Raw genomic sequence first — 15443 nt, forward strand, 5'->3', positions numbered from 1 at the left:
AAAAATGGATAAACTTAGCTTGAGTATTCTTTATACCACTCTACAAAACGACGAACTCCTTCTTCAACTTTTACTTCAGGTTTATAACTATAATCATTGATTAATTCATCTACATCTGCCCAGGTTTTTTTTACATCTCCTTTTTGCATCGGCAACATTTCTTTAGTAGCTTTTTTACCTAAACTAAGTTCCATTTGAGTGATAAAATCTAACAACTTAACTGAATCGTTATTACCAATATTATATATTTTGTATAATTCTCTATCTTCAACAGACTTCTCAATTACTCTTTTTACACCTTCTACTATATCATCAATAAAAGTAAAATCACGCTCCATATTTCCATGATTAAATACTTTTATTGAACGGTTTTTTGATATCGCATCAGCGAACAATATTGGCGCCATATCTGGTCTCCCCCACGGTCCGTAAACGGTGAAAAATCGCAGCCCTGTTGTTGGAATTTTATACAGGTGACTATACGTATGCGCCATTAATTCGTTACTCTTCTTTGTAGCTGCATATAAACTCACAGGATTATCTACTATATCTTCTTCTGAAAAAGGCACTTTCTTATTAGCTCCATAAACACTCGAACTACTTGCATATACAAGATGCTTAATCTCATGATGTCGGCAACATTCTAAAATATTTAGAAAACCAACAATGTTACTTTGAATATAAACATCTGGATTTTCAATACTGTAACGAACTCCTGCTTGCGCTGCTAGATTGCAAACAATATCAAAATTTTCAGTAGTAAATAGTTGAAATAATTCTTTTTTATCTTCTAAGTTTAGTCTAATAAACTTGAAGTTTTCATTCTTCTTGCTCCTTGTTTCTTGATAAAAGAATTCAGCCTTTTCCCTGTCTACCCCAAGCTCTTTTAATCGAGCATATTTTAAGTTGACATCGTAATAATCGTTGATATTATCTATTCCTACAATTGTATGTCCTTCAACTAATAGTTTTTCACTTAAATGAAAACCTATAAAACCTGCAGCTCCTGTAACTAAAATCTTCATTAGTTCTTTCCTATTTGATAATATTCAAAACCTTTTTCTTCCAAATTGTAGCTATTATATTGATTTCTTCCATCAAAAATAATAGGAGTTTTTAATTGCTTTTCTACTTCTGAGAAATCTGGAGAACGGAATTCTTTCCATTCCGTTAACAATATTAAAGCATCGGCATCATTTAAAACTTCATACTTAGCATTTTTATAAGCTACATTTTCAACTCCTTTTAGATAGAAATGTTGCGCTTCCTCCATCGCTTTAGGATCGTACGCTTGCACCTTTGCTCCTCTTTTTATCAATTCCTTAATAACATAAATAGCTGGAGCTTCACGCATATCATCAGTCCCTGGTTTGAATGCTAATCCCCACAAACCAAAAATTTTTCCTGATAAATCTTCTCCAAATCTTTTGATAATTTTTTGTGCTATCACAAACTTTTGACGGTCATTTACATCTTCAACAGACTTTATCAATTGCGCTTCATATCCATTTTCCTCTGCAATTTTCTTCAACGCCTTTACATCTTTCGGAAAACATGAACCTCCGTAACCTGCACCTGGATATATAAAACTATAACCAATCCTTGAATCAGAACCGATTCCTGCACGGACATTATTAACATCTGCTCCTACTCGCTCGCAAATATTCGCCATTTCATTCATGAATGAAATTTTTGTTGCTAACATTGCATTTGCTGCATACTTTGTCATTTCCGCTGAGCGAACATCCATAGCTATAAATCGTTCATGTGACATGGTAAATGGCGTGTATAACTGACGCATTTTTTCAAAAGCATAGTCAGATTCTGCTCCAATTACTACTCTATCAGGTTTCATAAAATCGTTGATAGCGTCTCCTTCTTTTAAAAATTCAGGATTCGAAACTACATCAAATTCAATCGCTTCTTTTCTTTTATCTAATTCCGTTTGAATCGTAGCTTTAACTTTATCAGCTGTTCCTACTGGCACTGTTGATTTGTCAACAATAATCAACCTATGGTTCATCTTCTGACCTATTTCTTTAGCAACTGCTAACACGTATTGTAAATCAGCTGAACCATCTTCTCCCATAGGAGTACCAACCGCAATAAAAACGATCTCTGCTTCTTGAATAGCTTCTTCTAGTTTTGTAGTAAAAAACAAATTCTTCTTTTCTACATTTTTTAGCACCATTTTTTCTAACCCTGGTTCGTAGATTGGAATAATTCCTTGATGCAGTTTATTTATTTTCTCTTGATCGATATCAACACAAGTAACTTTGTTCCCCATTTCTGAAAAACATGTTCCTGATACCAACCCTACATATCCTGTTCCTATGACAGTTAATTTCATGTACTAATTTTTATTGAGTTTTTAAAGATAGCTAGTATTATAAACACAACCAATATTAACAACATTAGGTTGTCACTATTTTGCAAAGATATGTTATTTTGAGAGAGAGAACTTGTAGATAATCGTTCCTCTTTGTTTTGAAGGAGCATTTCCATCTGCGTTCCATTTTGTCTTTAACGCTGCTTTTTTTGCTGCATCATACAAACAAAAGGCTGAGTTTGTAGTCCCTCTAGCTCCAGGAGTTGCTTTAGTTACCTTTCCGTTTTGGTCTACTTCTATACTTACTACAACAGTTCCTTCTTCTTGACAATCGGGTTTTTCGATAGGTTTAGACAACGCTTTTCTTCCTGCTAAATTATAATTACCTCCGGAACCACTTCCTGAATTTCCGTAGTATTTATCAGAATTTGGGTCTCCATTTTCATTTCCTTTTACACCTGATTGTTGATCGTCTCCTTCTCCTGAGTTTGTCCCATCTTTTGATGTTCCGTTTAACAAACTGTTTAACGCATCCGTTGTTTCTTTTGAAGGTTTAGGCTTTGGTTTCTCTTTTGGTTTTACCTCTTTCGGGGTTTCTTTTACTGCTTCTTTCTTTTCTACTTTTTTTTCAACTACTGGAACTTCTTCCGAAGTATCATCCGTAATAATTTCTTCCTTTATCGTTTCTTTAGGGGCATCCTCTACTTGCTCTTCAACTATCTCTTCTTCTTGTTGAGGAGTTGCTTGTGCTTTTGTTTTTTCTACTGGCTCGCCACTTCCAACTTCAGAATTTCCAAAATTAATCGCCAAACCATATTCTATAGGCGGATCTAGATACTTCATTCCATAATTGAATATTCCTACTAATAAAAGTATCAGAATAATTGCTGTGATTACAGCTGATTTACGTTTATGTTGCGTATCTAAAACTGTCATTTTATTTGCCTTTTACCGCTAAAATCATTTTTAACTTGTTCTTGTTAGCAATATCGATTACTCTCATTACATTTTTATACGGTACATTTTGATCTCCTCGAATTACTACTGTTTTCTTTTTATCAGCTCCTACTTTAGTTAATAATTCTTTTTCTAAATCTGCATTACTTACTTTCCTTTTATCGATATAAAAAGAAGCATCATTTGTAATAGTTACCGCTACCGAAGTTTGATTTTCGGTTTTACCTCCTGCTTTTGGCAACAAAACATCAATAGCACTTACCGTAACTAATGTAGATGTTAGCATAAAAAATATCAATAACAAAAAAACAATATCAGTCATTGATGACATATTGAAATTTGGATTGACTTTATTTCTTCCTCTTAAATTCATTATAGGGGCTCGTTTAATAAATCTAAAAACTCTACCGATTTTGCTTCCATCTGATATACCACTTTATCAGTACGAACTACCAAGTGGTTATAAGCAATGTAAGCTATAATACCTACAATTAATCCTGCTACAGTAGTTGTCATTGCTGTATACAATCCGTCAGATAACATTTTAATATCAATCTGCCCACCAGAGTTTGCTATTTCATGTATCGCAACAATCATTCCAATTACAGTACCTAAGAAACCTATCATTGGTGCTGCTCCTGCTATTGTTGCTAATACAGAAACATTTCTTTCTAACTGATATACTTCTAATTTTCCTGCATTCTCAATCGCTGTATTAATATCTTCTAAAGGTTTTCCTATTCTAGAAATTCCTTTTCCTATTAATCGTGAAGTTGGACTTTGGGTAATATCACAAAGTGATTTAGCACTATCAATTCTTCCGTTGGTTACATGGTCTCTAATTTGATCCATAAAATTTACATCTACTTTTGACGCAGCTTTAATAGCAAAAAAACGTTCAAAATAAATGTAAAGTGCTACAGCCAATAACACAAATAATAGCGCAATGATAATTTGACCTCCAACTCCACCATCCATAATTAAATTATAGATTGATAATGTTTTTTCTTGTGGAGCTTCTTCTAGTAACTCGGTTTGTTCTTGAAAATATGCTAACATTAAAGTAATTTTTATATGTCTTATTATTAACGAATGACTTCTTTTTTAATTGTTTAAAAAAATCCTGAACTTTAAAAAATTCAGGATTTCAAAATTGTAATTTATTAATTTACTATCCTAATACAATCTTCACCATTAAATATCCTAAACCACCTAAAACGATAGTATAAGGTAATGCCATTTTCACCATTTTACCATATGATAAGTTGATTAACGGTGCTAATGACGATGTTAATAAGAATAAGAAAGCTGCTTGTCCGTTTGGTGTAGCTACGCTAGGTAAATTTGTTCCTGTATTAATAGCGATTGCTAAATTTTCAAAATGTTCTCTTGATATTGCCCCACTTTTATACGCTTCTTGTACTTCACCAATATATACAGTAGCAACAAATACATTATCACTAATTGCTGATAACGCTCCGTTAGCTATATAAAAAAGCCCTGGTTGAGATGCTGGATCTTGCTCTAATGCCCAAGCAATAATAGGACTGAATAAATGCTGATCGTGAATCATTGCTACAATAACAAAAAATACTACCAACAAACCTGTAAATGGCAAAGCTTCTTCAAAAGCATGTCCTAATTGATGTTCATCAATAATACCCATAAAAGCAGTTTGAACGATTATTAAAGCCAAACCAATAAATCCTACCGGCGCTAAATGTAACGCTAAACCTATAATTAATAAAACTGCTGAAACACCTTGAACTATTAACCCATATTTTTGTTTATCAGTTCTTTTTTCATCCTCTTCTTTTGTATATCCTTCAATAATATCTCTTGCTATGTTAGGTAACTTTGCTCCAAATCCGAACCAACCTGTCATTTCCAAAACTGCAGTGGTTGCCATACCAGCAAATAAAACAGGTAAAGTTATTGGAGCCATTTGTTTAAAGAACTCTATAAAGTCCCATCCTAAACGCTCTCCAATTAATAAATTTTGAGGTTCACCTACCAGTGTACACACCCCTCCTAAAGCAGTACCTACTACCCCGTGCATAATTAAACTACGTAAAAAACTACGAAATTGCTCTAAGGTTTCACCACTCAGTTCTTTTCTATCTAGAATTCCATCATGATCGTAATCTCCAGCACTCGAATGAATTTTATGATACACTCCGTAAAACCCGACTGCAACACTAATTAATACTGCAGTTACCGTTAACGCATCTAAAAACGCTGATAAAATAGCCGCTAAAAACACGAATAATAAAGACAGTATTAGCTTAGATTTTATCTTCGTAAACACTTTACTAAAAATATACATTAATAAAGGCTTCATAAAATAAATTCCGGCAACCATAAATACTAAAAGTAAAATTACTTCTAAGTTCTGATCTACTTCATGATAGGCATTTTTAGGAGTTGTAAGTCCTAATGCTAATGCTTCGATAGCCAATAAACCACCAGATTGTAACGGATAACACTTTAACGCCATTGCCAAGGTAAAAATGAATTCACCAATAAAAAGCCATGCTGTAATTGTTTTTCCTAAAACAAAAAACGAAAACACATTAAAGATTAAAAAACCAATCATGGTCATTTTAAACCACCTAGGACTGTTTCCTAAAAAATATTTGAACATAATTTTAAAATTTTAATTTTATACCAACTCTTTTAAAGCGATTTCAAAAGCTGTTTCGCTTATTTGAGTTTTAGCCGCACTCTTAGCATGCGTTCTTTGTAATGCTTTTTTTATTGTATTTGAAGTATCTTCAAAAATAGCCTGATCAGTCATTTCTACTCTACGCTCCATAAAATAGGCAAATACTCTTGCCATACCGCAGTTAGAAATGAAATCCGGAATTAAACTTACTTTCTTATCTGTATCTTCCATAATTGGTCCGAAGAAAATTTCTTTATCTGCAAACGGAACATTTGCTCCACATGAAATAACTTCTAAACCAGTACTTATCATACTATTGATTTGTTCTTGGGTAACTAATCGTGAAGCTGCACATGGTGCAAAAATTTCGCAAGGCAAGTTCCAAACACGCTCGTTCATTTCTTCAAACGGAACCATATGTTCTGAAACTAACGTATTACCGTCTTTATGTAAGAATAGTTGTTGAATTTCTTCGAAAGAAAACCCTTCTTCTTTAATTACTCCACCAACACGATCGATAATACCAACAACTTTAGCTCCCATTTGAGCTAAATAATAAGCTGCAGCGGAACCAACGTTACCAAAACCTTGAACAACTGCTCTTTTACCTACAACAGTTCCTCCATAAATATCATAATAATGACGTACAGCTTCAGCAACACCATAACCAGTAATCATATCTGCTACGGTATATTTTCTAGCTACACTAGGAGATAGACTTTCGTCTTCTAACACTTTAATAACTCCATGGCGTAACTGACCTATACGGTTGATTTTATCTGCTTCCGTTGGCTTAAAGTGACCGTTAAAAACTCCTTCTTGCGGATGCCAAACACCACTATCTTCTGTAATCGGGATTACTTCATGAATTTCATCAACATTTAAATCTCCTCCTGTTCCGTAGTAATTTTTTAATAATGGAGCCACTGCTTTATACCAACGCTCTAAAACTCCTTTTTTTCTTGGATCGTGCGGATCAAAATTTATTCCTGATTTTGCTCCTCCAATTGCAGGACCAGAAACCGTAAACTTCACTTCCATTGTTTTTGCAAGCGACATTACTTCGTATTTATCTAATCCTTTACGCATACGAGTTCCACCTCCTGCAGCTCCTCCTCTTAATGAATTTATAACTGTCCAACCTTCTGCTTCAGTTTCAGAGTCTTTCCAGTTAAACACTATTTCTGGTTGTTTTTCTTCGTATTTCTTAAGTAATTCTTTCATTGTTTAGTTTTGTAATAGATGATTTTCAACTTTAATTTATTTCCTTTTCATTTTTTAAAAAATCTTTGTCATTTTTCCCGCTAGGGAAGCTAAAGTTGATTCATTTTTGTGTAGATTTTGTTATGTAGTTGTTTCCGAACAAATTTACCATAAAAAAATTAGTACTCAAATACTTTAAATCATTTAAAAAGGATAAAAAATCTTACCTGAAGAATGGTCTTTGCTCGCTCCTGTTACTGATTTTAAGCAATTTACCTGATTTTCAATCTTCAAGAGTCCAAGAAAAGCAAAAATCAATGCTTCTTTATAATTAATTAAGCGCTGATTAGGAAGCTCAATTTTCCCTTGAGCATGATATTCAATTCGCTGCATCAAAAAAGTATTAAACGCGCCACCTCCTGTTACTAAAACCGATGAGCTTCCTTGAATTACCTTACCAATTTGCATTGCAGAATGCTCTACAAAAGTTCTTAATATTGAAGGAATATCACTTTCTAAATCAGCAATTAACGGAAAAACATGTTGCTGTACCCATTCCAACCCAAGCGACTTTGGTGGATTCTTTTGATAGAATCCCAACTCATTTAATTTATCTAGCAAGTTTTGGTTTATTTTACCTGTTGATGCTATTTCTCCCTCATTATCATACTCTAAATTCATTTGTTTACAATAATAATTTAGAACAATATTTACAGGACAAATATCAAAAGCAATTCTTTCGTTTTTCTTTTCAAAAGAAACATTAGCAAAGCCTCCTAAATTCAAGCAATAATCATAATCAGCAAATAACAATTTATCACCAATAGGTACTAAAGGAGCTCCTTGACCTCCTAATTGCACATCTTGTTTTCTAAAATCACAAACAATCTTTTGTTTTGTTTTATTCGCTATTGTTTGTCCATCACCAATTTGAAGCGTAATTCCGTTTTCTGGTTGATGCAAAATTGTATGTCCATGAGAAGCGATGAAATCAATGTCTTCTATAGCATATTTATCAATAAAGTTATTTAACACATCTCCTAACAAATTCCCATAAGCAACATCTAATCTTATCAATTCTTCCTTTTTAAAAGAAATAGCCGTTTGCAATTTGGTTTTCCATTCGTTAGAATAGGGTGCAGTTTCTGCTTCTAAAATTTCAAAATTTGTATAAGAAGATGGATTGATTTTTAGATATACCAAATCAATTCCATCTAATGAAGTCCCTGACATCAATCCGATGCAGTACATATCTTTTTTTTGCATGAAGTAAAAATAACAACTCTATTGAAAAATTGCTATTAAAAAAGTATCTTTGAGCTCAATTTTTACGAATATTTTAACAAAACATAAAAGAGAATGGATTTTAACCTAACTGAAGAGCATTTAATGATTCGTGATGCTGCGCGTGATTTTGCTCAAACCGAATTATTACCTGGAGTTATAGAAAGAGATGAAAAACAACAATTCCCTGACGAATTAGTTCGTAAAATGGGTGAATTAGGTTTTATGGGAGTAATGGTAGATCCTAAATACGGAGGAAGCGGAATGGACGCGATTTCTTACGTATTAATTATGGAAGAGTTATCTAAAATTGATGCTTCTGCTTCTGTAATGGTTTCTGTAAACAATTCATTAGTTTGTTATGGTTTAGAGGCTTATGGAACGGAAGAACAAAAACAAAAATACTTAACAAAATTAGCTACTGGTGAAGAAATCGGAGCATTTTGTTTAAGTGAACCTGAAGCAGGATCTGACGCTACATCACAGGCTACAACCGCTATTGATATGGGTGATCATTATTTATTAAACGGTACTAAAAACTGGATTACAAACGGTGGACGTGCTGGTGTATATTTAGTAATTGCACAAACTGATAGAGCGAAAGGACATAGAGGAATCAACGCTTTTATTGTTGAAAAAGGAATGGAAGGTTTTGATGTTGGACCAAAAGAAGATAAATTGGGAATTCGTGGTTCTGATACGCATACTTTACAATTTAATGATGTAAAAGTTCCTAAAGAGAATCGTATCGGTGAAGACGGATTCGGATTTAAATTTGCGATGAAAACCTTGTCTGGTGGTCGTATTGGTATCGCTGCTCAAGCTTTAGGAATTGCTTCAGGTGCTTATGAATTAGCTTTAAAATACTCTAAAGAACGTAAAGCTTTCGGTACTGAAATTTGCAACCACCAAGCGATTGCTTTTAAATTAGCTGATATGTATACTGAAATTGCTGCTGCTCGTCATTTAGTTATGGCTGCTGCATGCAAAAAAGACGCTGGTGAAAACTACGATCGTGAAGGAGCTATGGCAAAATTATACGCTAGTAAAGTAGCTATGGAACAAACTGTTGAAGCTGTTCAAATTCATGGAGGTAATGGTTTCGTTAAAGAATACCATGTAGAGCGTTTAATGCGTGATGCTAAAATTACACAGATTTATGAAGGTACTTCAGAAATTCAAAAAATCGTAATCTCAAGAAGTTTAATTAGAGATTAATTTTAAATAAAAGAATAGTAAAAATAAAGCTTGTCGATTGACAAGCTTTATTTTTTGAACTCAACTTTATGTAAATGCAATCCAGATGCGGGTGCAATCGTTTTCATAAAATTGATATTACTATTTTCAGGACTTAAACTTTTTTTGATAAACTCTAAATCATAATTTCCTTTTCCTAATTCTGCTAATGCTCCCATGATTAAACGAATTTGATTGCGTAAAAATCCGCTTCCTCTAATAATTAAAACGAAACTTTTCTCAGGAAAAAAAGAAGCTGACAATTCAGTATTTTCTTCAATTATACAAGTATCAATGGTACGTTCTACCCTAGTTTCTGGTGAAGGCTTGGTACAATAATGTTTAAAATTATGGAATCCTTCAAATAATTGTGCGCCTTGTTTCATCAATTCAACATCCAACTTATCCAAATATCCTGTTAAAAAAGGCGCACAATAAGGATGATTTTTTTCTCCAAAAGAAAAGTAATAACGATACTCTTTAACTTTTGGATGTTGAATAATATTGAACTCTTCGTCGTGAAGTTGCTCCACCGCTTGCACGCGGATATCAGAAGGTGAATTGCGATTAAAATCTTCAATAAAAAAAGACTCCTCTAATTTTTCATCAATAAACAACTGAAAATAATAATCGGTAGATGAAACTTTTGCATCGGTTCTACCAACTCCTACGGACTTACATCGAATTCCTTTGCAGACAAACTTCAAGGTTTTATCCACAAAAAAATGAACTGTTTTTAAGTTTGGTTGTTTTTGCCAACCGTGAAGGCGAAAACCTAAATATTGAAACCGAACTAAATAAGCATAGTTGTAATTCATACTATAATAATTCGTACGATTGTTTTGCGATTTCTAACTCTTCGTTTGTTGGAATTACCAAAACTTTTACTTTAGAAGTTTCCTTATGAACTTCTGTTAATTGTTTTGCTCGAACAGCATTTTTATCAACATCCAATTCAATTCCTAAATATTCCATATCGGTACAAACCAATTTTCTAATCGTGTCAGAATTTTCTCCGATTCCCGCTGTAAATACAATCGCATCTAAACCATTCATCGCAGCTACATATGAACCTATGTATTTTTTTATTCTATAAGCATTCATATCCAACGCTAACTGACAGTTTTTATCTCCACCAGCTGCAGCAGCTTCAATATCACGTAAATCGCTAAAACCTGTTAAACCTAACATTCCGCTTTCTTTTTGTAACATATTATTTACATAACCAGCGTCATATCCTAAGTTATTGATTAAATAGAAAATCAATGAATGATCAATATCTCCAGAACGAGTCCCCATAATTAAACCTGTAACAGGACCGAATCCTAAACTATGGTCAATACTTTGCCCGTTTTGTACAGCAGTAATACTACATCCATTACCTAAATGAATCGTGATAATTTTAGAATTCTTCTTTTGAAGATATTTATTCGCTTTTTCAGACACATATTTATGGCTTGTTCCATGAAAACCGTACAAACGAATTCTATGTTCGTCTAAAAATTTATTAGGTATCGCGTATTTGTATGCTTCAACAGGTATCGTTTGATGAAATGCTGTATCAAAAACTGCTACTTGTTGTGCATTTTTAAAAATAGATTCAGATACTGTTATCCCTTCTAAGTTTGCTGGATTATGAAGAGGTGCTAACGAAAATAATGATTCAATTTTCTTTTTTACTTCCTCCGTCACTAAAGTAGTTTTTGTAAATGTACTTCCTCCATGTACTACTCGATGTCCTACAACTTTAATTTCATCGGTAGAAGAGATTACTCCTACTTTTTCATCCAATAATAAACCAACTACTTTTTCTAAACCAGCTTTATGATCTTTAATTGCTACTTCTTCTTCAATTTTATCTTTACTTGACTTGTAGTGAATTCCTCCGATTTCTAAGCCAACTCTTTCAATTAAACCTGAACAAATAACTTCTTGTTGAGGCATCTCAAACAATTGATACTTTATAGAAGAACTTCCTGAGTTTATAACTAAAACTTTCATAGACTGACTTATTCTTGTGCTTGAATTGCTGTTAAAATTACGGTGTTAAAAATATCGTCCACGGTACATCCTCTACTTAAATCGTTTACCGGTTTATTTAATCCTTGCAACATTGGTCCGATTGCCAAAGCTCCTGTTTCACGTTGTACCGCTTTATAGGTGTTATTTCCTGTATTTAAATCAGGGAAAATCAACACATTTGCTTGACCAGCAACTTCTGAATTTGGTAATTTCTTTTTTCCTACGGAAGGATCTACAGCTGCATCGTACTGAATTGGTCCTTCTACTTTTAAATCAGGACGTTTTTCTTTCACTATTTCTGTAGCTCTTCTAACAGTATCAACATCTTCTCCTTTTCCTGAAGTTCCAGAGGAATACGACAACATAGCTATTTTAGGGTCAATTCCAAAAGCGATACTTGAATCTGCCGATGAAATTGCGATTTCTGCCAACTCTTCTGCGGTAGGATTCGGGTTTATTGCGCAATCGCCAAAAACAGAAACTCTGTCTTCTAAACACATAAAGAAAATAGATGAAACTACTGAAAACCCTGGTTTTGTTTTCACAAACTGTAAGGCTGGTTTTATTGTATGTTGCGTAGTATGTGCAGCTCCTGACACCATTCCATCTGCCAATCCTTTATGTACCATCATAGTTCCAAAATAGGATACATCAGCCATTAAATCTTCTGCCATAGCAGGACTCAATCCTTTATGCTTTCTTAATTCATATAAAGTATTTGAAAAATCAGTAAAACATTCTGATTCAATAGGATTAATTATTTCGGTCTTATCAAAATCAAAAGGAATATTTAATCTTTTTATAGATGCCTCAACATTTACTCTTTTACCTAAAATAGTTAACTTAACAACATCTGTTTTTTGTAACTGAGAGGCAGCTATTAAAATTCTATCATCATTACCTTCAGGCAATACAATATGCTTATGTACTTCTTTAACCTTTTTTAGTAAATTATATTGAAACATTCTTGGAGTTAATGCTTCTGAACCTTTATAACTAGCTAATTTTTCATTCAATCCAGCCACATCAACATATTTTTCAAACGTATTGATAGACATTTTTATCTTATTTACATTCTCTGCATAAATATGAGAACGAACAGCTCCTAACTTTGATGCTACACTGAATGTACCTTCTTTTACCCAAAGTATAGGAATAATCTTTTCTAAACCTTCAATTAACTTAATAATAGATGAGTTCAACTCCATTCCTCCAGTAAGAACAATCCCAGAAATACTAGGGTAATTACTTGATATATTAGCTTGTAAAGTTCCTAATAAAATATCAGATCTATCTGCAGGTGTCACCACAACACTATCATCACTTAAATGATGTAAGAAATGAGCCAACTGCATAGCTCCTACTTTAATTTCACCTGTAGTATTGTTTAAAAATTCTTTGCCAAATAATACTTTACCGTCAATTTCTAGTAAGAATTCCTTAATTGTTGGATTGTTTAATTTCTCATCAATTGGAATTGCATTAATTGAAACCGATTTTGGCAAGTTAACTCCAACTTCATTTTTTATAGTTGGAATATTTTTCTCTTGTACTTTGTTAGCAACTACAGCTATAACTTGCACGTCTTTATCTACAAAAGAATCATAAGTTAATCTCAAACTTTGAATAAAATCTTCAAGTGATTTATTTACTCCTCCTGAAACAATAATTACTGGAGCTCCGATATTTTTAGCAATTAAAACGTTTAAATCCATTTCAATTACCGCTCCATGATCAGAAAAATCGGTTCCTTCAATAATTACAAAATCATTTTCTTCTTCTAACTTCTTATATTTCTCTATAATTCTATTGATGAGTTCATCTTCTTCGTCATTATTTAGCTTTGTAAGCAATTCAGATCTTGTAAAAGCATAACAATCTTCATAATCACATTTTAAATTGAAATAGTTTAGAACTGTATTAATATGATTATCTCTTTTGTTATCAATAGGATTATCGATTATAGGTCTAAAATAACCAACCTTCGGTTTTGTCCTAAGTAGCAACTGCATTAAACCTAAACTTAACATAGACTTACCCGAGTTTGCCTCACTTGCTGCTATATAAATTGCTTTATTCATCTTATTAGCTTAAAAAAACAAAATTACTTTTTTAAAGTTAAAAAAAACAACGCTATAATTTTAAAAAGGTACGCTCGAGGAGCGTTATTTTGATTAGTTAAGCATAAGTGAGGGAATTATTATAAAAACAAAAAACCTCATTACTAATATAGTAATGAGGTTTAAAAAGAAAGGCAACGACCTACTCTCCCACCAGTGGCAGTACCATCGGCGCTAATGGGCTTAACTTCTCTGTTCGGAATGGTAAGAGGTGAGCCCCATTGCGATAATCACCTTAAATCGTTGCAGTATATTTCAACTGTAAAAGTTAACATATTAGTAAAATCATATCATAAATCTATCAAAGAGTTTCGCTTCCCCTCACTAGGAGGGGAAGACTGTACATAAGCCTATGGGTTATTAGTACTACTCAGCTACATACATTACTGCACTTACACTTATAGCCTATCAACGTGGTGATCTTCCACGACCCTTTAAAGAAATCTCATCTTGTGGTGGGTTTCGCGCTTATATGCTTTCAGCGCTTATCCCTTCCCGACGTAGCTACTCTGCAGTGCCCCTGGCGAGACAACAGATACACTAGAGGTCAGTCCAACTCGGTCCTCTCGTACTAAAGTCAGATCCACTCAAATTTCTAACGCCCACAGCAGATAGAGACCGAACTGTCTCACGACGTTCTGAACCCAGCTCGCGTGCCACTTTAATGGGCGAACAGCCCAACCCTTGGGACCTTCTCCAGCCCCAGGATGTGACGAGCCGACATCGAGGTGCCAAACCCCCCCGTCGATGTGAGCTCTTGGGGGAGATCAGCCTGTTATCCCCGGAGTACCTTTTATCCTTTGAGCGATGGCCCTTCCATGCGGAACCACCGGATCACTATGCTCTACTTTCGTACCTGATCGACCTGTATGTCTCTCAGTCAAGCTCCCTTATGCCATTGCACTCTACGCACGGTTACCAAGCGTGCTGAGGGAACCTTTAGAAGCCTCCGTTACTCTTTTGGAGGCGACCACCCCAGTCAAACTACCCACCACGCACTGTTCTCATTACTGAGTTAGGCTCTAGATAAGCAAAGGGTGGTATTTCAAGGATGACTCCACAACGCCTAGCGACGCCGCTTCAAAGTCTCCCACCTATCCTACACATTACTTATCCAAAGTCAATACGAAGCTATAGTAAAGGTTCACGGGGTCTTTTCGTCCCGCTGCGGGTAATCGGCATCTTCACCGATACTACAATTTCACCGAGCTCATGGCTGAGACAGTATCCAGATCGTTGCACCATTCGTGCAGGTCGGAACTTACCCGACAAGGAATTTCGCTACCTTAGGACCGTTATAGTTACGGCCGCCGTTTACTGGGGCTTCATTTGATTGCTTCGCCGAAGCTAACAACTCCACTTAACCTTCCAGCACCGGGCAGGTGTCAGGCCTTATACATCATCTTTCAATTTAGCAAAGCCCTGTGTTTTTGATAAACAGTCGCCTGGATCTTTTCACTGCGGCCCTACCGGAGTAGGGCGACTCTTCTCCCGAAGTTACGAGTCTATTTTGCCTAGTTCCTTAGCCATGAATCTCTCGAGCACCTTAGAATTCTCATCCCAACTACCTGTGTCGGTTTACGGTACGGGTTCTTATAACCTGAAGCTTAGAGGTTTTTCTTGGAAG

12 protein-coding genes and 2 rRNA genes are annotated in these 15443 nt (G+C 34.5%); 1 reads left to right on the top strand and 13 read right to left on the bottom strand.

Going from position 1 to position 15443, the window contains the following annotated elements:
• Positions 1-14: 14 nt before the first annotated feature.
• The 8 genes from ACKTST_RS10160 to ACKTST_RS10195 form a co-directional block, all read right to left on the bottom strand.
• Positions 15-1025, bottom strand: coding sequence for an NAD-dependent epimerase (locus tag ACKTST_RS10160; protein ID WP_408047635.1), 1011 nt, complete (start codon positions 1023-1025; stop codon positions 15-17).
• On the bottom strand, positions 1025-2350 hold the full coding sequence (locus ACKTST_RS10165; protein ID WP_408047636.1) for a UDP-glucose dehydrogenase family protein: 1326 nt from the start codon (positions 2348-2350) through the stop codon (positions 1025-1027). The genes ACKTST_RS10160 and ACKTST_RS10165 overlap by 1 nt, the downstream gene beginning before the upstream one ends.
• Before the next feature lie 93 nt (positions 2351-2443).
• Positions 2444-3265: an energy transducer TonB gene (locus tag ACKTST_RS10170; protein WP_408047637.1), complete on the bottom strand. Its 822-nt coding sequence runs from the start codon at positions 3263-3265 to the stop codon at positions 2444-2446.
• 1 nt (position 3266) lies between these two features.
• Positions 3267-3659 (bottom strand): ExbD/TolR family protein, encoded by a 393-nt coding sequence (locus tag ACKTST_RS10175; RefSeq protein WP_408047638.1) that lies wholly within the window; start codon positions 3657-3659, stop codon positions 3267-3269.
• Positions 3659-4345, bottom strand: coding sequence for a MotA/TolQ/ExbB proton channel family protein (locus tag ACKTST_RS10180; RefSeq protein WP_408047639.1), 687 nt, complete (start codon positions 4343-4345; stop codon positions 3659-3661). The genes ACKTST_RS10175 and ACKTST_RS10180 overlap by 1 nt, the downstream gene beginning before the upstream one ends.
• Positions 4346-4457: 112 nt before the next feature.
• Entirely contained in the window at positions 4458-5930 is a 1473-nt protein-coding gene (gene nhaB, locus ACKTST_RS10185; protein WP_408047640.1) for a sodium/proton antiporter NhaB, read from the bottom strand.
• Between the two features lie 18 nt (positions 5931-5948).
• On the bottom strand, positions 5949-7175 hold the full coding sequence (locus ACKTST_RS10190; protein ID WP_408047641.1) for a Glu/Leu/Phe/Val dehydrogenase dimerization domain-containing protein: 1227 nt from the start codon (positions 7173-7175) through the stop codon (positions 5949-5951).
• Between the two features lie 183 nt (positions 7176-7358).
• Complete coding sequence (locus ACKTST_RS10195) at positions 7359-8420, bottom strand: anhydro-N-acetylmuramic acid kinase (RefSeq protein ID WP_408047642.1); 1062 nt, start codon at positions 8418-8420, stop codon at positions 7359-7361.
• 93 nt (positions 8421-8513) lie between these two features.
• On the opposite strand from ACKTST_RS10195, the gene ACKTST_RS10200 reads away from it, so the two are divergent.
• The gene (locus tag ACKTST_RS10200) at positions 8514-9656 is read left to right on the top strand and encodes an acyl-CoA dehydrogenase (RefSeq protein ID WP_408047643.1); all 1143 of its coding nucleotides are present in this window, start codon (positions 8514-8516) and stop codon (positions 9654-9656) included.
• Positions 9657-9703: 47 nt separating this feature from the next.
• Here the strand turns inward: ACKTST_RS10200 and ACKTST_RS10205 are convergent, their stop codons facing one another.
• From ACKTST_RS10205 to ACKTST_RS10225, 5 genes are all read right to left on the bottom strand, one after another.
• Positions 9704-10492 (bottom strand): tRNA pseudouridine synthase A, encoded by a 789-nt coding sequence (locus ACKTST_RS10205; RefSeq protein ID WP_408047644.1) that lies wholly within the window; start codon positions 10490-10492, stop codon positions 9704-9706.
• Position 10493: 1 nt separating this feature from the next.
• On the bottom strand, positions 10494-11675 hold the full coding sequence (locus tag ACKTST_RS10210; RefSeq protein ID WP_408047645.1) for an acetate/propionate family kinase: 1182 nt from the start codon (positions 11673-11675) through the stop codon (positions 10494-10496).
• 8 nt (positions 11676-11683) lie between these two features.
• The gene (gene pta, locus ACKTST_RS10215; protein WP_408047646.1) at positions 11684-13777 is read right to left on the bottom strand and encodes a phosphate acetyltransferase; all 2094 of its coding nucleotides are present in this window, start codon (positions 13775-13777) and stop codon (positions 11684-11686) included.
• A gap of 168 nt (positions 13778-13945) precedes the next feature.
• Positions 13946-14054, bottom strand: a 5S ribosomal RNA gene (gene rrf / locus ACKTST_RS10220).
• Positions 14055-14156: 102 nt separating this feature from the next.
• Positions 14157-15443 (bottom strand): 23S ribosomal RNA (locus ACKTST_RS10225); the annotation flags it as partial.

Origin of the sequence: Tenacibaculum crassostreae, assembly GCF_964512405.1 — a bacterium.
Classification (GTDB): domain Bacteria; phylum Bacteroidota; class Bacteroidia; order Flavobacteriales; family Flavobacteriaceae; genus Polaribacter; species Polaribacter crassostreae.

Excerpts from the sequence above, each read along its gene's own strand:
- ACKTST_RS10160 (WP_408047635.1), bottom strand. The coding sequence starts at position 1,025 with ATGAAGATTTTAGTTACAGGAGCTGCAGGTTTTATAGGTTTTCATTTA.
- ACKTST_RS10165 (WP_408047636.1), bottom strand. The coding sequence starts at position 2,350 with ATGAAATTAACTGTCATAGGAACAGGATATGTAGGGTTGGTATCAGGA.
- ACKTST_RS10170 (WP_408047637.1), bottom strand. The coding sequence starts at position 3,265 with ATGACAGTTTTAGATACGCAACATAAACGTAAATCAGCTGTAATCACA.
- ACKTST_RS10175 (WP_408047638.1), bottom strand. The coding sequence starts at position 3,659 with ATGAATTTAAGAGGAAGAAATAAAGTCAATCCAAATTTCAATATGTCA.
- ACKTST_RS10180 (WP_408047639.1), bottom strand. The coding sequence starts at position 4,345 with ATGTTAGCATATTTTCAAGAACAAACCGAGTTACTAGAAGAAGCTCCA.
- nhaB (WP_408047640.1), bottom strand. The coding sequence starts at position 5,930 with ATGTTCAAATATTTTTTAGGAAACAGTCCTAGGTGGTTTAAAATGACC.
- ACKTST_RS10190 (WP_408047641.1), bottom strand. The coding sequence starts at position 7,175 with ATGAAAGAATTACTTAAGAAATACGAAGAAAAACAACCAGAAATAGTG.
- ACKTST_RS10195 (WP_408047642.1), bottom strand. The coding sequence starts at position 8,420 with ATGCAAAAAAAAGATATGTACTGCATCGGATTGATGTCAGGGACTTCA.
- ACKTST_RS10200 (WP_408047643.1), top strand. The coding sequence starts at position 8,514 with ATGGATTTTAACCTAACTGAAGAGCATTTAATGATTCGTGATGCTGCG.
- ACKTST_RS10205 (WP_408047644.1), bottom strand. The coding sequence starts at position 10,492 with ATGAATTACAACTATGCTTATTTAGTTCGGTTTCAATATTTAGGTTTT.
- ACKTST_RS10210 (WP_408047645.1), bottom strand. The coding sequence starts at position 11,675 with ATGAAAGTTTTAGTTATAAACTCAGGAAGTTCTTCTATAAAGTATCAA.
- pta (WP_408047646.1), bottom strand. The coding sequence starts at position 13,777 with ATGAATAAAGCAATTTATATAGCAGCAAGTGAGGCAAACTCGGGTAAG.